The sequence below is a fragment of the Spongiactinospora sp. 9N601 genome (assembly GCF_044326295.1).
GTDB classification, from domain to species: domain Bacteria; phylum Actinomycetota; class Actinomycetes; order Streptosporangiales; family Streptosporangiaceae; genus Spongiactinospora; species Spongiactinospora gelatinilytica.
This window is the reverse complement of sequence record NZ_JBIRBB010000001.1, coordinates 733,952-752,020: the sequence shown is the minus strand read 5'-3', so window position 1 is coordinate 752,020 and position 18,069 is coordinate 733,952. Positions and strand designations below refer to the sequence as shown.

Below are 18,069 nucleotides of genomic sequence, written 5' to 3'. Positions count from 1 at the left end.
CCGGCCTGCGGGAACGCGAAAACGCCGCACCCCCGACATGATGGGGAGTGCGGCGTGCGGCCGGGATCGGCGGCGGGTCGCTCAGCCGGCGGCGCCGAGCGCGGCGGCGCGCTTGGCGATCGCCGACTTGCGGTTGGCCGCCTGGTTCTTGTGGATGACGCCCTTGCTGGCCGCCTTGTCGAGCTGCCGGGAGGCGCTGCGCATGTGCACCACGGCCTCCTCGGTCCTGCCCTCGTCGGCAGCCTCGCGGAACTTGCGGATCGCCGTCTTCAGGGACGACTTGACAGCCTTGTTGCGCATCCGGCGCTTTTCGTTCTGCCGGTTGCGCTTGATCTGGGACTTGATGTTCGCCACGAAGGAGCCTCGGTCTGCAGGTCGGTTGGATGGGGCGCGCGGGCAGATGAGAGGGCGCGCCACACGCAGTTGAACAGGTTACCAACCGGATGGTGCGCAGCTCAAATCAGCGGCCTGGGTCTTCGGAATCGCCTGGGATCTCCTGGACCTGCCGTCGCTGGGGACCGGCCAGGGATCTTCCGGGACATCTCCAGGTCACAGTCTAGCCGGTGCGCAGCCAGTGCCGCCGGTATTCGGCCCAATCCTGCTCGGTCGCGGCGAAATCGACGTACAGCGCCAGCCCGAACCGCTCCCTGCGCCGGCCGTACTCGGTGAGCGCGATCCGCGCCCCCTCCGCGGCGTCGGCGACGCTCTCGGCGGCGTCCAGGAGCGGCACACCGTGGTCGTGGTAGGCCGGAGCCCCGATGAGGACGCTCGCGCCGCCTTCGGGGATGAGATCCAGTGCGATGGCGGCCTGCCGGACGACGTGGCCGCCGTAGAGACCGCGGGTGGGCGCGAAGGCGTCGTAGGTCATGATCGCGATCTGGTCCGTGCGGGCGGCGACCTGGGCCAGGTAGCCGCGTGACCAGTACTTGTCGTGGCCGAGCAGGGCGCGGGCGATCGGCCGCAGGCCGGAGTACGGCTCGACCTGGGGGACCGACGTCGTCAGCAGGCCGCGCTCGCCGACGATCGCACGGGTGCGGGTGAGCAGGTCGAGGAATTCGGCGTCGCCGTCGCCGATCGGCTCGAAGTTGTAGTGGACGCCGTCGAAACCGGTGGCCATGATGTCGCGGGCGCCGTCCAGAACCCGCCGCCGGGCGCCGGGGTCGTCGAGGTCGAGGCCGTTCTTGACGGACTGGCCGAGCCAGGCGGAGACGCGGACGTGGGGGAGGTGGTCCCGCCACCACTTCAGGAAATTTCGTACGTTGGGGTACTTGGCGGGGTCCAGTGTGCCGTCGAAGTCGAACGGGCCGGAGTGAACGTACACGTCCCGGATGCCGGTACCGCGCAGCCGTACGGCCAGCGCCTCCACGTCGCGCTCGGTGCGCCGGCCGTCCACCCATGCGTGCCCCAGCCACATCGCGTCATGGCCGGTCGTGGCGGCCCAGTCCGCCGCCGCCTTGGAGTACTGTGTCCGCAGCGCCGCGGCGAACGCGGCCACCAGGATGAGCAGCACGGTCAGCAGCCAGGCCAGGAGGCGTAACGCGCGGCGCGCCACGATTGTCACTCGCATTACGCATTATCAGCGCTGCCCGGTGATTCCCGTCAAAGCGGGTATTCGCCGCGTATGCGGCGACATGGGGTGGGCGGAGCGCACCGCGCCCGTCGCTAGACTTGCAGGGGGGCCGGGCAGATCCCGGGCATCCCCGTTCTCAGCAGCCCAGCCGAAACGGACTCCGGTGCGCATCCAGCCAGGCCAGACCGATCCCGCGGTGATCAGAAACTTCTGCATCATCGCGCACATCGACCACGGCAAGTCGACGCTTGCCGACCGCATGCTGCAGCTCACCGGTGTGGTCGACGAACGCCAGATGCGCGCCCAGTACCTCGACCGGATGGACATCGAGCGCGAGCGCGGCATCACCATCAAGTCCCAGGCCGTCCGGCTGCCCTGGCACGTCGACGGCGTCGAGTACGTGCTGAACATGATCGACACCCCCGGCCACGTCGACTTCACCTACGAGGTTTCGCGCTCGCTGGCCGCCTGCGAGGGCGCGATCCTGCTGGTCGACGCGGCGCAGGGCATCGAGGCCCAGACGCTCGCCAACCTCTACCTGGCGATGAACGCCGACCTGCACATCATCCCGGTGCTCAACAAGATCGACCTGCCCGCGGCCCAGCCCGACAAGTACGCCGAGGAGCTCGCCCACCTGATCGGCTGCGAGCCCGGCGACGTGCTGCGGGTGTCCGGCAAGACCGGCGCGGGCGTGCGCGAGCTGCTGGACAAGGTCGTCGCCGAGGTGCCCGCCCCCGTCGGCCGGGCCGACCTGCCCGCCCGCGCGCTCATCTTCGACTCCGTCTACGACACCTACCGGGGCGTGGTCACCTACGTCCGGGTCATCGACGGCCACCTGGGCAAGCGCGAGCGGCTGCTGATGATGTCCACCACGGCCCAGCACGAGACGCTGGAGATCGGCGTCATCGCGCCCGAGCCCGCCGTGTCGGCCGGAGGGCTCGGCGTGGGCGAGGTGGGCTACCTGATCACCGGCGTGAAGGACGTCCGCCAGTCGCGCGTGGGCGACACCGTCACCTCCGCGGCCCGCCCGGCGCAGGTGATGCTCGGCGGCTACGACAACCCGCGGCCGATGGTCTACTCCGGCCTCTACCCGATCGACGGCGACGACTACCCCGAGCTGCGCGAGGCCCTGGACAAGCTGCGGCTCAACGACGCCGCCCTGGTCTATGAGCCGGAGACCTCCGCGGCGCTCGGCTTCGGCTTCCGCTGCGGGTTCCTCGGGCTGTTGCACATGGAGATCGTGCGCGAACGCCTGGAGCGCGAGTTCAACCTCTCGCTGATCTCGACCGCGCCCAACGTGATCTACCGGGTGGTGATGGAGGACGGCAAGGAGATGACCGTCACCAACCCGTCGGAGTTCCCGGCCGGCAAGATCGCCCTGATCTACGAGCCCGTGGTCCGGGCCACCGTCCTGGCCCCCTCCGACCACATCGGCGCGATCATGGAGCTGTGCCAGGGGCGCCGGGGCGCGCTCCTCGGGATGGACTACCTGTCCGAAGACCGCGTCGAGATCCGTTACACGCTGCCGCTGGGTGAGATCATCTTCGACTTCTTCGACCAGCTCAAGTCCCGGACGCGCGGTTACGCCTCGCTCGACTACGAGCCCTCGGGCGAGCAGGAGGCCGACCTGGTGAAGGTCGACATCCTGTTGCAGGGGGAGGCGGTGGACGCCTTCAGCGCGATCGTGCACCGGGAGAAGGCCTACCCGTACGGCGTGGAGATGGCCAAGAAGCTGCGTGAGCTGATCCCGCGGCAGCAGTTCGAGGTGCCGATCCAGGCGGCCATCGGGTCCAGGGTGATCGCCAGGGAGAACATCCGGGCGATCAGGAAGGACGTCCTGGCCAAGTGCTACGGCGGCGACATCACGCGTAAGCGGAAGCTGCTGGAGAAGCAGAAGGAAGGCAAGAAGCGGATGAAGATGGTGGGCCGCGTCGAGGTCCCCCAGGAGGCATTCGTGGCCGCGCTCTCCACCGACTCCTCCGCCGTCGACAAGGCCAAGAAGTAGCCCTTCGCCGCTGTCCGTTCCAGGGGGCGGACGGCGGCGGCTCCGGTACGGCGGAGCGTCCCGCTCGCCGTCCGCCGTCGCCGGTGGCGCCCCGGTGACCGGGTTCGCGGGTGTCGTGGTGGCCCGCCGTTCCAGCGCCGGGATCCTCGTGTTTCACGGAATTGTCGGTGCCGTGCCGTACCGTCTGATCGAACTTGTGTGCGAACGGGAGGTTCGATTGTGACTGGAGATGGTCAGGCGGCCGAGCGGTTCGTGCGGGCCGCGATGCTGGGCAGCGCGATGGCGGCGGAGATCCAGCGGATACTCAGCGACCATGTGAAGCTCGCCGAGGTCGCCGACGATGGCACGATCCTGGTCGAGGTGCCCTTCCCCGACTCCACGGTGCTGTTCGCCGTGCTCGACGCCGCGGCGTCCTGCTTCGGGCCGGCCGAGCGCGGGGCGGCCGGCACGGAGGAGGCGCGGCAGGCGATGGTCGAGCCGGTGCTCCAGCTCGCCTCGCTGATTCCGGAGGGGGGCGAGCCCAGTGCGAGCTGAACCACGGCGGCCGGCCGCTCCACCGGGTGACGGCGACGGGCCGGGATGAAGCGGGCGGGGGCGCGCACTGACCCCAGGATGCGCGACCCCGCCCGGTCTGAGGGGATTCCTCCTTGCCGGACCTGGCGGACCTAGCGGAGGATTCGGTAGAGGGCGGAGGTGAGCGACGCCTTGGCGTCGTCCTGGTCCAGCGACCACATCATCGAGCCGCCGAGCCGCTTGGCGCGGATGTAGAGGGCCTTCTGGGTGAGCGAGGCCGGGTCGTCGTAGGACCAGAACTCATTGCCGTCGTACAACCAGTGCGCGCCGGTCCGGAAGTCCCTGAAGTGCTTGCCGGGCTTCTTGACCAGCAGCTTGTAGTCTTCTGTGCCCGCACCCTGGCTCCCGGGGGCCGGTCCCGTGGCGGGCTGCCACAGGCCGTCTCCGCCGGCGGTCACTCCGGTCCAGCCCTGGCCGTACGCCGGGACGCCGACCACGATCTTGTGCCGGGGCGCGCCGCGCTTGAGATAGTCGCGCACCGTCTGGTCCACGCTGTAACGGACCGGGTAGGGGTCGCGCGGGTCGGTGTACAGGTTGCCGTTGTGCCCGGTCTTGGCGTCCCAGGAGCCGTGCAGGTCGTACCCCTGGACGGTCGCGAAGTCGAGCAGCTTGAAGACCTTGGCCACTTCGAGACCGGGGTCGATCTTGGACGCCGCCGCGGCGAGGAAGGCGGTGATCTGCGAGCGGCGGTCATGCGCGTCCATCTGCTTGCGCAGTTCCGCGATGAACAGCGTGAAGTTCTGCTTGTCCTCGGGACGCACGACGTTGCCCTCGGCCCCGGGCGAGCCCGGCCACTCCCAGTCGAGGTCGATGCCGTCGAAGACGCCGGCCCCGGCGCCCGGCGGGAGTCCGGGGATGTTGCCCTTCAGCCACAGGTCGACGCACGAGGCCGCGAACGCGCTACGGGATTCGGGGGTCAGGACCGCGTCGGAGAAGTACTTGGAGAGGGTCCAGCCGCCGAGCGAGATCAGGATCTTGAGCTTGGGGTGCTTGGCCTTGAGCTTCTTGAGCTGGTTGAGGTTGCCCTTGAGTACCTGGTCGGGGGCGTCGGCGACGCCGTCCACGCTCAGCTCGGCCGGCACCGGGCGGTCCCAGTCGGCCCACGGGTCGGCGGACGCGCACAGTCCCTTGGCGTTGACGTCGGAGAACGCGTAGTTGATGTGGGTCAGCTTGGCGGGAGCGCCGCTCGCCTCCAGGTCCTTGACGTGGTAGTTGCGGGCGTAGATGCCCCACTGGACGAAGTATCCGACGCGCTTGAACTTGTCGTGGTGCCCGTGCCTGTCGTGCCCCAGCGGTTGCGGCTGGGCGTGGGCGGGTAATGCGGCGGTCGCGGCGAGCCCGAGGGCTGCTGCGGCGACGGTGAGGTGCCTGAGGAATCGGACCACGTGAACTCCACGGCTCGGCGGGGGGTGGACGGGCTGCGAGCTGCACAACTTTTAGGAAAGTTTCCTTAAAGTTGTTCCGGATCGTAGAACCGGGGGGCACTCACGTCAACGGCCTTGGCGAAATAATCCACCGCCGGGTGGTCCGCCTCGGCTAGCCTCGGGTTTAGGGAGCGGCCAGAGCTACCAGCTCAGACGTCCCGCAGGTACGGTTACACGGGTGGTTTCATCCCGGTGGGCGGATCATGGGGTCCGGCCATCGCCCGGCTGGGGGGTGGAGCTTCGGAATGGACGAGCAGCAAGCGTGCCGCCGCTGTGGGGTGAACGTCGGGGATCTCGAACGATGTCCCAGGTGCGGCGCTCCTTCGGGCTCGTTATCGGGCGGCGCGCCACCAGGCCCGCCCGGCGGGCATGGCGTGCCGGAGGGCGGCTGGAGGGCGGGCCCTGAGCCGCCGGGCGGCGCGGAAGGGCGGCCGGAGCCGCCCGCCGTACCCCAGAGCTTCGGCTCCTCCACCGATCGACCGGCCGCCACCGAACGCCCGGCGGCGCCCAGGCACTCCTTCCCGTACGGCAGGCACTCCCGCCCGCCCGCCGATCCCTCCGCTGATCCCTCCGCCGAGGACGGGACCCAGCGGACGAGACCGCAGACCCCGGCAGGGGGCTGGCTGCCGCCACCCGGGTTCCGCAGACCCGGTGACCCGAAGGAGCGGCCCGCGCCTGGCGAGGCGCAGAAGCCGTTACGGTCCATCCGTCCCGCCGAGTGGGAGGGGACCGGCCCACCGGGCGGCTCCCCGGCCGGTCAGGAGTCGCAGGGCGAGCCCGGGCCCGCCCAGTACCCCGACCCGCCCACCATGCCCGGCGGGGGCGGCGCGGCGATCATTCCGATCGGCGGCGAGCCCGGCTCAGATCCCCGCCGTGGCCGCGCCGAAGGAGCGGCCGGGCCGGAGGGCGGGCCGTCAGGCGAAACGAGGGCCCTGGGGCCTGGAGGGCACGCGCAGGGCGATCGGGGTTCGGCGTCGGGGTGGGCTGCGGAGGGCGGTGGGGGTTTGGCGGGCGAGGGCGATCAGACGTCCGGATGGGGTACGTTCGGCGGCGGACACGCTCCGGCGCCGGGCCCGGGTTCACCAACCGGCGGCGGTTCCGCTCCGGAGTGGAACTCGGTGACGGGCAGAGGGCCCGGGCAGGGGCCCGATGGTGGCGCGTCTGCTCCGGGGTGGAGCCCCGAAGGGGTCGATCCCGCGTCCTGGTGGAGATCGGAGGCCGGGCCGCCTGGTGGTACGCAGGGGTCCGGCGGCTGGCTCGGAGGAGGACCTGAGGCAGGACGACGTGGTGGTGCGCAGGGGGCGGACGGCGGCTGGCTCGGGGGAGGGCCCGAGGTCTGGGACGGCGGAGACGGCGCAGACGGCGAGCCACCGCGAGGCGGCGAGGGGCGACGGCGGGTCATGTGGCCCCTCCTGGCGGCCGTGCTGGCCGCGGTGGTCACCGCAGGGGTCATGTGGTTCTTGATGCGCGGCGGAACCCCCCAGCAAGCGACGCCGGTCAGTGCCCCGACCACGGCCGGAGGCGAGGCGACCGGAACCGGTACGCGAGATCCGCAGGAGACCGGGTCCGGCGAGCCGTCCGAGGCACCGCAGGACCCTGGAGGCGGCACGACCGCGGCAGGGCAGGCCCAGGCCGTTGACGACCTGCTGTCCGACAGCGGCGGCGCGCGGTCCGGCCTTGGCCCCGCGTTGACGCAGGTACGGCAGTGCGAGGAGGCCGACTCGGCCATCAGCACCATCGAGCGGGTCACCGAGGCCCGCCGCAAGCAGGTCGAGCAGGTACGCACGCTCGAACTCGGCGCGGTAGCCGACGGCGACACCATCAAGAACCGCCTGACCACCGCCCTACAGGCATCACTCGACGCCGACGAGAGCTTCCTCACCTGGGCCCGCCGCCGCGCCGGCGACTGCGACGCCGACTGGACCAAGGACCCCGACTACAACGCCGGCCTGTCCTCCTCCTCCAAGGCCACGGCCGCGAAGAAGCAGTTCGTCCAACTGTGGAACCCCGTGGCCAAGGAACACGGCCTACCCGACCGCGCCGCCCACGAGATCTGACCATGCCCGCCTGCGCCCGGCAGATCCCACCCTGCCCACCCCACGCGCGAAACCTGACCGGCCACGCCGCACCTGAGCGTTACCGGTCTCCTCGCGTACAAGGTCGACCTGGCCTGCCTCGGCCGTACCTGCCCCCCTCGTGCAGAAGCCCTCGCCCTGCCCGCCTGCCCCCCGGCACCTGACCGACCGCCCCAGCCCGCGAGGCGTAGCCCGGCCTGCCTCGCGTTGAAGACCTCCCCTGCCCGCCCACCGCGACGCTTGACCGGCCGTACTCCACGCATGAGGTCTACCTGTCTTGCCTCGCCCGCGAGACCTGACCGTGCCCAACTCACGCAGGAGCCTCACCCTGCCCACCCCACCCCCGCCCACGACGCCTGCCCGGCCCAGCCCTCGCGCGAGACTTGACCGGCCACGCCGCATATGAGTGTTACCGGTCTCCTCGCGTACGAGGTCTCCCTGGCCTGCCTTGCCCGCGAGACCTGACCATGCCCAACTCACGCAGGAGCCCTCACCCTGTTCGCCTGCCCCCGGCACCTGACCGGCCGCCCTAGCGCGCGAGGCGTAGTCCCCGGCCGCCGGCCGATCCCATCCCCCCTCCCGGCCTGCCTCGCGTTGAAGACCTCCCCTTCCCGCCCACGACGCGTGACCTGTCCGCCCCAACGGGCGAGATCTAACCCGCCCACGTCGCACATGTGATCCGACCCAGCCCGCCTTGCGCAGGAGACCTCCCTTTCCCGCTCCCCGCGACGCGTGACCGGCCGTACTCCACGCATGGGATGTCGCCGACCTCGCGTACGCGGCCCAACGTGGCCTATCTCACCCGCGAGATCTGACCGTGCCCAACTCGTGCAGGCCGGCCATGTCGCACATGTGATCCGACACGGCGGACCCCTGACCGGCCGATGCCGCGCCCCCACGATCGGGCGGTGTGTGCTTCCTTCCCGGCCATATTGACAAACTTGGTTTTTACGTAAAGACTCTCTTTGTCAATCGATGTGAGGAAGGACGGCCATGACCGAGCCGCTGACGATGACCGCCCGGGTGGAAGCGCCGATCGCGGAGGTGCGGCACGCGCTGACCGACCCCGCCGCCATGCGGGTGTGGCTTGCCGAGCATGCGGAGGTCGATCTGCCGCACCGCTACGCATTCTGGGGCCGACACACACCGGAGGGTGACGCGCCGCACCAGAATCCGGCCTACGCCGACGAGCGGGCGTTGCGGTTCTCGTGGCTGCTCGACGGCGAGGAGACCACGGTGGAGATCGACCTGGTCGCGGAGAGCGAAAAGGTCACGCTGATCACGCTCTCGCAGACCCACTTCGACTTCCAGGACGTGATCCCCGGCAAGAGCATCCGTGGGGTGCTCCATACCTTCTGGACACTGGCCATCGCCAACCTCGTCGATCACCTGGAGGGGCGCGAGCCCACCCCGAAGCCCGACTTCACCTCCACCGCCCCGGAGCTGTGGGCGCGGGTGGAGATCGACTCCCCGGTGGAGGAGGTGTTCGACTCGCTGATCGACTCGGAGAAGGCGTCCGCGTGGTTCGGCATGCCGATCGGGATCGAACCGCATGTAGGTGGGCGCTTCGCGATGGGCGGGCTGGACGTCGACCCCCAGCCGGCCAAGATCCTCGACCTGGTGCCCGGCGAGCGGCTCTCCATCGACTGGGGAGCCGGGATGGGAGTCGGTACATGGGAGCTGGCAGGTTCCGGAGGGAAGACCAGCCTCACCCTCGTGCAGAGCGGGTTCGACACGGCCCGCCCGCCCTACCCGGCCTGGACCGGCATCCTCAGCGGCATTGCCGAGCTGCGCCGCTTCCACGAGCTTCCCAACTGGCGCCCCATCTGGGTCCAAGAGGAGGCCGCCTGATCGCCTGCGCCTCTTTCGCGCACTGACCATGCGATCTTGTCCATGAGGTGAGCGCCCAGCGGCCGACCTGCTCCAAGGGGGGCGGCATGGCTGCCCGGACCTCTCCGGGGCGGTGGCCTGCTGGACGGCTATGTGACTGGTGGCCGATTTCGCTTCAAGGGATTGCCGGGTCGCGCGGTTCCCGCCTGCTGCCGCGCCGTCCTGCTAGCTGGGGCGGCGGTATCCCTTTGCCTTTCCGCCGTGCCCCGGTCCTCGGCCCTCTCGTCTTCAGCCCGCGCGGCAAGCGGGCGTGCTCAGAGGTGACCGGCTGGGGCGATGTGTGTGTGGGCGTGGTGCGTTCGGGCTTGGTGGGTGGGGCGAGTCGCAGCTTCCGATCGGAGCCTCTTCCCACCGCTGGACCGATCTTGAGTCCCGGGGTCAGACCGTGCCCTCACCCGTGGGGGCTCACAGCCAGAAACGCAACATCGACCAGGAGCGTCCTCCTCCTCAGCACCACCCCGCATGAACACCGCCGGCCCAGCCCACAGGTCTCACTCACTTGCGGTTACCGGGCACCGGGTCTGCCCTATCAGCCGATGAGGAGGGTGGTGAGGGCGGCGACGGCCTGGCTGAGGGTGGTGATGGCGGTGACGCGGCGGGCCATTCGTTCCAGGGTGTCGGACAGTACGTCGGCGTCGGGGTCGTCCTCGGCAAGTTCGTCTTCGATCCGGTCGGCCTCGCGCAGTACCGGCCTGGCCTGGTCGCCCAGTTCCTCGCGGTACCGTTCGACCAGGTCACGGATGTCGGCCAGCAGTCGTTCCGCCTCGCCGGGCGGAGTGGCCGGGCCGCGGATGTGCTGGACGGCTCGCGCCCCCGTACCGACCGCCATCGGCCCCTGGACGTTCCCGCCGCTGATCTGGATGCCCTTGTTGACCTCGCTCAATTCGCGCTCCCCGGCTGCCCCTGTTGCTGTTGATGTTGCTGCTGCCTGGCCTGGGCGTGCGCGCCCGCCGCGACCGGGCCGGTCACCGTGCCGCCGGTGATGATGGCGCCGTTGTTGATCACCGTCGCCGCCTGCTGCCGGTAGGCGGTGGTGTCGATGTCGCGGGCCTCCAGATAGTCGAGCACCGCCTCGGTCAGCCGCTGCTCGATCAGCTTGGTGTACTTGTCGGCGTCCAGCACATGGGTGAACCGGTCCACGTCGATCGCCGCGCCCAGCTCGCGTACGCTCTCCCGCGCCCCGAACGGATAGACCAGGTAACGGGCGGGATTGCGCTGCCGAAGGCCGCGGCGGATGTTCTGGACGGCCGTGCGGATCAGCCGCCCCGGTGCGAACACCACGTCGGCCACCAGGTCGTTACGCCCGGACAGCGCCGCGCGCCAGACCACGATCGGCTTGGGCAGGGCCGGCAGCTTGTCGATTTCGTGGAACTGCGCCGCGACCGGCGGCAACACCGTCACCACGAGCTGGGTGTAGAGCATGCGGCCCTCCACCGCGAGGTGGATGAACGCCGAGACGACGATCCCCCGATCTTCGGCCGGGGCGAGCAGAAAGCCGTCCGCGTTCCTGATCTCCTGGCCGTCCACGTTGACGGTGACCCGCTGGTAGTGGCGTACGCCGCCCTGCGGATGCCGGCTCACCGCGTCGATGGTGTCCTTGCGGGCCGCGTAGTGCGGCATCCCGGAGCCGGGGTCGATCAGCGGGTGGCTGTTGTGGGAGCCGTGCCAGGAACGAGCGCGGGCGTCCGGCCAGTCGCGGCGGGTGAACGTGCCGCGCACGGCGAGGTGGTCGGTGATGTGCAGGCCCGTGATGACCTGCGCGGGGTCGCGTACGGCGTCGCGCATCTGGAGCAGCCGGGAGCGCACGAAGTCGTGCAGATCGACGACGTCGATCTCGACCTGCCGGTCTCTGACCGGATCGTCGCGGCCGGCGGAACCGGCGGAGCCCGGGGACCGGCCGGGCGGGCGGCGCAGGCGGTCAAGTTCGACGGCGATCGACCAGGATCGGTGGACGTCTCCGGCGCCGACGAACGGGTTCTCCGCGCCGTAGAGGGTGATGTTGCCCCACTGGGCCCGCGCGATGTACTCCAGCCGGTCGCGGTGGGCCGCGATTCCGTCGTCGGTGAGCCCGTCGTGGAAGCCGGGCTTGAGGCGTTCGGACAGGGTCAGGTACCACATCACGCGGTAACCGATCGCGAGTGCGAAGGGCAGCGCGGCGATGACGAGCGGCCCGAGCAGGGCGCCGGGCGAGGGGAGTTCGCCGGGCGCGGTGTCGAACCCCGTACCGATGCCGCTCATGATGATCAGGTAGCCGCAGACGGGCAGCAACAGCCCGGTCGCCAGCAGGAGCGTGGCTTTGGACGTGGCCGGCCCGCGGCGTACGGCGGGCGCAGACAACAGGACGAGCGGCACCCAGGGCAGGATGAACAGCACGGCGGGCCAGACCAGCAGGGACACGATCAGAAGCACCGTGATGAAGGCGTCGCGCAGCACGGAAAGGCGTTCGGCGCGCAGGCAGTGGGCCACCACCGGGACCAGATCGACGCCGCCGAAGGACGGCGCGACCGCGCGGTACCGGTCATCGAGCAGCTCGCGCAGCACCCGATCGCGGAACCGGCCGTTCAGGTAGGCCCCCGCGCACAGGTAACGGGTGGCGTTCTGGAGGGGCGCGGGCGGCGCGGCCTGTTGCGGTTGCGGCGCGGGCTCGGCCGATCCCGGGGCTACCGATGGCCCGGTGGGCGGTCCGGATGGCGGCGTGGGCGCGACGGAGGGCCGGAGCGGCCAGCCGGACACGGACGGCTCAGAAGGCGCTGATGGCCCTTGGGGCGGGAAGGCTCCGGTGTGTGGTTCCAGGGAAGGTGGGGCCGTAGAGGGCTCGGAAGGTGGGGCTGTGGGGTCGGAGGGCCAGGGTGGCCGGCCGGGCATGGACGGCTCAGATGGTCCGTTGGACGGCCCTTGCGCCATGTAGGGCTCGTACGGGGCAGAGGGCGTCGGCGGCCCTTGGGGCGGGGAGGCTCCGGCATGCGGCTCGGACGGCGGTGGGGCCGCAGGGGGCTCGGGAGGTGGGCCGGACGGTGCGGGGGAGGGCGGCCAGGGCGGCGGTGATGCGCCCGGTGTGCCCGATGAGTCCGCAGGATTCGATGACTCCGGAGGTGGCGCGTGCGGGTCGGGAGGTGGGCCGTCCGCACTGTGGATGTCGTCCATCGGCGCTCCGTAAGGGGGTCTTCACAGCATATCCCGGGACAAGGAACACCGAGAGTAGCGATCCGGTAACCCCGCTTACCGCATCTCCTCACGCTGGAGCCCCAGGCTCTTGATGGCCTCCGCATGCCCCCGGCGGCGGCAGACTGAAGGGGTGCCTGCCATCCTTCCCGACGGTGAAGCCGTCCCGGCGTCCGGCGAGCTGCCCGCGAGCGCGTTCGACGGGTTCGGCGCGCGGCCGTTCGGCTTCTACGTGCATGTGCCGTTCTGCGTGACCCGCTGCGGCTACTGCGACTTCAACACCTACACCAGCGGCGAGCTCGGCCCGGGGGCCTCCCCCCGCGACTACGCCGACACCGCGATCGAGGAGGTGCGCCTGGCCCGGCGGGTGCTGGAGCGGGACACGGGCGCGGTGCCGCGCGTCGAGACCGTGTTCGTCGGCGGCGGGACGCCCACCCTGCTGCCACCGGCCGACCTGGTGCGGGTCCTGCGGGCGATCGACGGGGAGTTCGGGCTGGCCCCCGGGGCCGAGGTCACCACCGAGGCCAACCCCGAGTCGGTGGACGCCGCCGCGCTGGCCGTACTGCGCGAGGGCGGCTTCACCCGGATGAGCTTCGGCATGCAGAGCGCCAGCGAGCACGTCCTGCGGGTGCTGGACCGGCGGCACACCCCGGGCCGCGCCGCCGAGACCGTACGACTGGCGAAGGCCGCCGGCTTCGAGCACGTCAACCTGGACCTCATCTACGGCACGCCGGGCGAGTCCGACGCCGACTGGCGCGCCTCGCTGACCGCGGCGCTCGCCGCCGGCCCCGACCACGTCTCGGCCTACTCGCTCATCGTGGAGGACGGTACCCGGCTGGCCGCCCGGATCGGCCGCGGCGAGCTGCCGATGCCCGACGACGACGTGGCCGCCGACCGCTACTTGATCGCCGACGAACTGCTCACCGCGGCCGGTTTCGCCTGGTACGAGGTGTCCAACTGGGCCGCCTCCGAGGCCGCCCGCTGCCGGCACAACCTGCTGTACTGGACCGGCGGCGACTGGTGGGGCGTCGGCCCGGGCGCGCACAGCCACGTCGGCGGCACCCGCTGGTGGAACGTCAAACACCCGGCCGCCTACTCCGCCCGCCTGGCCCAGGGCGTCTCGCCCGCCCACGCGCGCGAGGTGCTGGCCCCCTCCGACCAGGTCGTGGAGCGGCTGATGCTCCAGCTCAGGCTCTCCTCCGGGCACCCGCTCTCGGAGGTGGACCCGGCGGCCCGCCCGGCGGTGCACCGGGCCATGGCCGAGGGGCTCCTGGACGAGAGCGCGCTGGCCGGAAACGATCAGATCGTCCTCACCCTGCCCGGACGCCTCCTCGCCGACGCCCTGATCCGCGACCTGATCGTGTGAGCCACCCGGTCCCTGCGAGCCAGGAGATCAGTCGTCGCCCGGCGCCGCGGTCACGAAGTCGATCAGTTCCTCCACCCGGCCGAGCAGTTCGGGCTCCAGGTCGGCGTAGCCGGTGACCGACCCCAGGATGCGCCGCCACGCCTCCGCGGGGTCCAGCCGCCACCCCAGGGCCGCGATGACCCCTTCCTTCCACGGTGTGCCCCGGGGCACCGTGGGCCAGGCCGGGATGCCCACCGCCGCGGGCTTGACGGCCTGCCAGACGTCCACGTAAGGGTGGCCCACCACCAGTACGTGCGGCGAGTCGATCGCGGCGGCGATCCGGCTCTCCTTGGAGCCGGTCACCAGGTGGTCGACCAGGACCCCGAGGCGCCGGCCCGGCTCGGGGCCGAACTCCGCGACGATCGCGGGCAGGTCGTCCACCCCCTCCAGGTACTCCACGACCACGCCCTCCACCCGCAGGTCGTGCCCCCAGATCTTCTCCACCAGGGCCGCGTCGTGCACGCCCTCGACGTAGATCCGGCTCTCCCTGGCGACGCGGGCACGCAGGCCCTGGACCGCGACGGACCCCGACGCGCTGCGCGCCGGTCCGCCCGCGGACGCGGCGGGCCGGACGAGGGTCACCGGCCTGCCGTCCAGCAGGAACCCCGCGGGGGCCAGCGGGAACACCCGGCGCCGCCCGAAGCGGTCCTCCAGGGTGACCGCCTCCTTGTCACAGCCCACCACCGCGCCGCAGAACCCGCTGTCGGGATCTTCCACCACCAGGTCCCGCTCGGCGGGCACCTGAGGGATCTGTCCCTTTTTCGGCCGTCGCCAGTTTCCGGCGAGCACGTCACGCCCGTACATGTCCGCCGACGCTAGCAAAGACGATCGCAAAAGCGGCGCCCGACGGCTTCGCGACCACGCGCCGGCCATCGTCCGAAGCCCCCGCACGGGCTTTTCCGCCCGGGGCGGAGGATCTTACCCGCCCGTGTTATCGCACCCCGCGCACGGTGGCCGTACACTTGGCACTCGGGAACACAGAGTGCCAGCGCTGGCGTTCCCGAGTGGGACCGACGCGGATGGCAGGGAGGTGAGCACGTTGGTCGACGACCGAAAGCTCGCGGTCCTCCGCGCCATCGTCGAAGACTACGTCTCGACCAACGAGCCGGTCGGATCGAAGGCCTTGACCGAGCGGCACAACCTCGGCGTCTCCCCGGCCACCGTGCGCAACGACATGGCGGCCCTGGAGGAGCTGGGTTACATCACCCAGCCGCACACGAGCGCGGGCCGGGTGCCGACCGACAAGGGCTACCGGCTGTTCGTCGATCGGCTGTCGCAGGTCAAGCCGCTGTCCGCGGCCGAGCGCCGGGCGATCGAGACCTTCCTGGCCGGCGCGGTCGACCTCGACGACGTGGTCACCCGCACCGTCCGGCTGCTGGCACAGCTCACCCGGCAGGTCGCGGTGGTCCAGTACCCGGCGCTGAGCCATTCCACGGTCCGGCACATCGAGCTGGTGCCGCTGACCGAGCGCCGGGTGATGATGGTCCTGATCACCAACACCGGGCGGGTCGAGCAGCGGGTCATCGAGCTGCCCGACGTGATCGACGACTCGCGGATCGCGCACATGCGGGCCGTGCTCAACGCCTGCCTCGACGGGTGCGGCCTGGCCCAGGTGCCCGACACCGTGGCCGACCTGCCCGACCGGATGCCCGTCGAAGACCGTTCGAGCATGGTGACCATCCTTTCGGTGCTGCTGGAGACGCTGGTCGAGCGGCACGACGAGAGGCTGGTCATCGCCGGTGCCGCCAACCTCGCGGCGGCCGACTTCACCATCGGCCTGCGCGAGGTCCTGGAGGCGCTGGAAGAGCAGGTGGTGCTGATCCGCCTGCTCGGTGAGACCACCGACACCTCCGCGATCACCGTGCGGATCGGCTCGGAAAACCCCTATACCGGTCTGCGCGGCACGTCGATCGTGGCGGCCGGTTACGGCTCGGGTGACCAGCAGCTCGCCCGGCTCGGCGTGCTCGGGCCGACCCGTATGGACTACCCGGTGACCATGGGCGCGGTTCGCGCGGTGGCACGCTATGTCAGCCAGATCCTGACTGCATCATAAGAGGCCGAAGAGGTTCGATAAGTGGCTAAGAGCGACTACTACGGCACCCTCGGGGTTCGCCGTGACGCCAGTGCGGAGGAGATCAAGAAGGCCTACCGCAGGCTGGCACGCGAGCTGCACCCGGACGTGAACCCCGACCCGGCCACCCAGGAGCGGTTCAAAGAGGTCACCCAGGCCTACGAGGTTCTGTCCGATCCCAGTAAGCGGCAGATGTACGACCTGGGCGCCGACCCCTACGCCGGCGCGGGAGCGGGAGCGGGCGCCGGTTTCGGGGCGGGGTTCCCGTTCAGCGACATCATGGACGCCTTCTTCGGCTCCGCGGGCGGCGCCCGGGCTCCGAGGTCGCGGGCCAGGCGCGGGCGCAACGCGACCATCCGCGTGGAGCTCGACCTGCGCGAGGCGTGTTTCGGCACCACTCGCGAGCTGATGGTCGACACGGCCGTGGTCTGTGAGGTGTGCCAGGGGTCGGGCGCGTCCGCCGGCACCCACCCCGACACCTGCGACATGTGCCAGGGCCGCGGTGAGGTCTCCCAGGTCACCAGGTCCTTCCTGGGCCAGGTCATGACCTCGCGGCCGTGCCCGCAGTGCGGCGGCTACGGCTCGATCATCCGGCACCCCTGCCAGGAGTGCTCGGGCGACGGGCGCGTCCGCACCCGCCGTACGATCAAGGTCCGCATCCCCGCGGGCGTCGAGGACGGCACGCACATCCAGCTCGCCGGGGAGGGCGAGGTCGGCCCGGGCGGCGGCCCGCCCGGCGACCTGTTCCTGGAGATCGTCGAGAAGCCGCACGAGATCTTCGAGCGGCGCGGCGACGACCTGCACTGCACCGTGCAGATCCCGATGACCGCCGCCGCGCTCGGCACGGTGCTCACCGTCGAGACCCTCGACGGCAAGGAGGACCTCGACGTGCGCCCCGGCACGCAGTCCGGGCAGGTCATCCCCCTGTACGGCAAGGGCGTCCAGCGCCTCAACGAGACCGGTCGCGGCGACCTGCTGATCCACTTCAACGTCGAGACGCCCAGCCGCCTCGACCCCGAGCAGGAAGACCTCCTGCGCGAGCTGGCCAGGATGCGCGGTGAGGAGCGTCCGCCGGGCAAGTTCGCCCCCGGGCAGCAGGGCTTCCTGGCGCGGCTGCGCGACGCCTTCAACGGCCGCTGAGCCGGTCGCGGCCATGACGGTTCCGGTCTTCCTGGCCGAGAGGCAGCGGCTCGCGGCGGACACCATCGACCTCGGCGGCCAGGAGGGCCGCCACGCGGCCACCGTACGACGGCTGCGCGCCGGCGAGCGGGTCGATCTCACCGACGGCCTCGGCCTGGTCGCCGAGTGCGTGGTGACCGACGTCGGCAAGGACGCCCTGCGCCTCGCCGTACGGCGGCGCTACGACGTACCGGCGGCCGAGCCGCGCCTGGTGGTCGTCCAGGGCCTGCCCAAGGGCGACCGGGGCGAGCTGGCCGTCGAGATGATGACCGAGGCGGGCGTCGACGTCATCGTGCCGTGGGCGGCGGCGCGGTCGGTCACCCGCTGGAAGGGCGACCGCGCCGCCAAGGGCGCGGCCCGCTGGCGGGCGACCGCCAGGGAGGCCGGTAAGCAGTCCCGCAGGTTCCGGCTGCCCGAGGTGACCGACCAGGCCGAGACGCCGGAGGTGGCGGCGCTGCTGGCCGGGGCGGCGCTGGGCGTGGTGCTGCACGAGGAGGCGGGCGTGCCGCTGTCCGGGATGAGCCCGCCCGCCAAGGGCGACATCGTCGTCGTGGTCGGGCCCGAGGGCGGGATCACCGGCGAGGAGATCGACGGCTTCCGCGCCGCCGGGGCGGTGCCCGCCGTGCTCGGGCCCACCGTGCTGCGCACCTCGACGGCCGGGGTCGTGGCCGCGGCGCTGCTCTCGGTCCGCGCCGGGCGCTGGTGACCCGGCGCG

The 18,069-nt window shown here is 71.2% G+C and carries 14 protein-coding genes; 8 read left to right on the top strand and 6 right to left on the bottom strand.

Features of this window, described 5'->3' with window-relative positions; translation table 11 throughout:
- Nucleotides 1-81 precede the first annotated feature (81 nt).
- Both rpsT and ACH34R_RS03300 read right to left on the bottom strand, forming a co-directional pair.
- Nucleotides 82-354 carry a 30S ribosomal protein S20 gene (gene rpsT / locus ACH34R_RS03305; protein ID WP_397559776.1) on the bottom strand — a complete coding sequence of 91 codons (273 nt, stop codon included), beginning with the start codon at nt 352-354 and terminating at the stop codon, nt 82-84.
- A gap of 202 nt (nt 355-556) precedes the next feature.
- Nucleotides 557-1,567, bottom strand: coding sequence for a hypothetical protein (locus ACH34R_RS03300; protein ID WP_397559775.1), 1,011 nt, complete (start codon nt 1,565-1,567; stop codon nt 557-559).
- A gap of 166 nt (nt 1,568-1,733) precedes the next feature.
- On the opposite strand from ACH34R_RS03300, the gene lepA reads away from it, so the two are divergent.
- Nucleotides 1,734-3,575, top strand: a complete 1,842-nt coding sequence (gene lepA, locus ACH34R_RS03295) for a translation elongation factor 4 (protein ID WP_397559774.1) — start codon at nt 1,734-1,736, stop codon at nt 3,573-3,575.
- Nucleotides 3,576-3,794: 219 nt separating this feature from the next.
- Nucleotides 3,795-4,109: a hypothetical protein gene (locus ACH34R_RS03290; RefSeq protein ID WP_397559773.1), complete on the top strand. Its 315-nt coding sequence runs from the start codon at nt 3,795-3,797 to the stop codon at nt 4,107-4,109.
- A 131-nt stretch (nt 4,110-4,240) separates the two neighbouring features.
- Here the strand turns inward: ACH34R_RS03290 and ACH34R_RS03285 are convergent, their stop codons facing one another.
- Nucleotides 4,241-5,533: a glycoside hydrolase family 18 protein gene (locus ACH34R_RS03285; protein ID WP_397559772.1), complete on the bottom strand. Its 1,293-nt coding sequence runs from the start codon at nt 5,531-5,533 to the stop codon at nt 4,241-4,243.
- A gap of 1,439 nt (nt 5,534-6,972) precedes the next feature.
- On the opposite strand from ACH34R_RS03285, the gene ACH34R_RS03280 reads away from it, so the two are divergent.
- A complete protein-coding gene (locus ACH34R_RS03280) occupies nt 6,973-7,629 on the top strand; it encodes a hypothetical protein (protein WP_397559771.1) in 657 nt (218 codons plus the stop codon).
- Nucleotides 7,630-8,640: 1,011 nt separating this feature from the next.
- Entirely contained in the window at nt 8,641-9,498 is an 858-nt protein-coding gene (locus ACH34R_RS03275) for an SRPBCC family protein (RefSeq protein WP_397559770.1), read from the top strand.
- Between the two features lie 568 nt (nt 9,499-10,066).
- On the opposite strand, the gene ACH34R_RS03270 is transcribed toward ACH34R_RS03275, so the two are convergent.
- Together ACH34R_RS03270 and ACH34R_RS03265 are read right to left on the bottom strand one after the other, a co-directional pair.
- Complete coding sequence (locus ACH34R_RS03270) at nt 10,067-10,420, bottom strand: hypothetical protein (protein WP_397559769.1); 354 nt, start codon at nt 10,418-10,420, stop codon at nt 10,067-10,069.
- Nucleotides 10,417-12,270: a hypothetical protein gene (locus ACH34R_RS03265; RefSeq protein ID WP_397559768.1), complete on the bottom strand. Its 1,854-nt coding sequence runs from the start codon at nt 12,268-12,270 to the stop codon at nt 10,417-10,419. Before ACH34R_RS03265 ends, ACH34R_RS03270 begins: the two co-directional genes overlap by 4 nt.
- A 562-nt stretch (nt 12,271-12,832) precedes the next feature.
- On the opposite strand from ACH34R_RS03265, the gene hemW reads away from it, so the two are divergent.
- A complete protein-coding gene (gene hemW / locus ACH34R_RS03260) occupies nt 12,833-14,065 on the top strand; it encodes a radical SAM family heme chaperone HemW (RefSeq protein WP_397559767.1) in 1,233 nt (410 codons plus the stop codon).
- A 27-nt stretch (nt 14,066-14,092) separates the two neighbouring features.
- Here the strand turns inward: hemW and ACH34R_RS03255 are convergent, their stop codons facing one another.
- Nucleotides 14,093-14,908 carry a DUF3097 domain-containing protein gene (locus tag ACH34R_RS03255; RefSeq protein WP_397559766.1) on the bottom strand — a complete coding sequence of 272 codons (816 nt, stop codon included), beginning with the start codon at nt 14,906-14,908 and terminating at the stop codon, nt 14,093-14,095.
- A gap of 235 nt (nt 14,909-15,143) precedes the next feature.
- Here ACH34R_RS03255 and hrcA point away from each other — a divergent pair, with 235 nt between their 5' ends.
- Genes hrcA through ACH34R_RS03240 form a run of 3 tightly spaced genes read left to right on the top strand, consistent with a single transcriptional unit; the run spans nt 15,144 to nt 18,060 of the window.
- On the top strand, nt 15,144-16,157 hold the full coding sequence (gene hrcA / locus ACH34R_RS03250) for a heat-inducible transcriptional repressor HrcA (protein WP_397559803.1): 1,014 nt from the start codon (nt 15,144-15,146) through the stop codon (nt 16,155-16,157).
- Nucleotides 16,158-16,178: 21 nt separating this feature from the next.
- Entirely contained in the window at nt 16,179-17,315 is a 1,137-nt protein-coding gene (gene dnaJ / locus ACH34R_RS03245; RefSeq protein ID WP_111170494.1) for a molecular chaperone DnaJ, read from the top strand.
- 13 nt (nt 17,316-17,328) lie between these two features.
- The gene (locus tag ACH34R_RS03240; RefSeq protein WP_397559765.1) at nt 17,329-18,060 is read left to right on the top strand and encodes a 16S rRNA (uracil(1498)-N(3))-methyltransferase; all 732 of its coding nucleotides are present in this window, start codon (nt 17,329-17,331) and stop codon (nt 18,058-18,060) included.
- Nucleotides 18,061-18,069 lie beyond the last annotated feature (9 nt).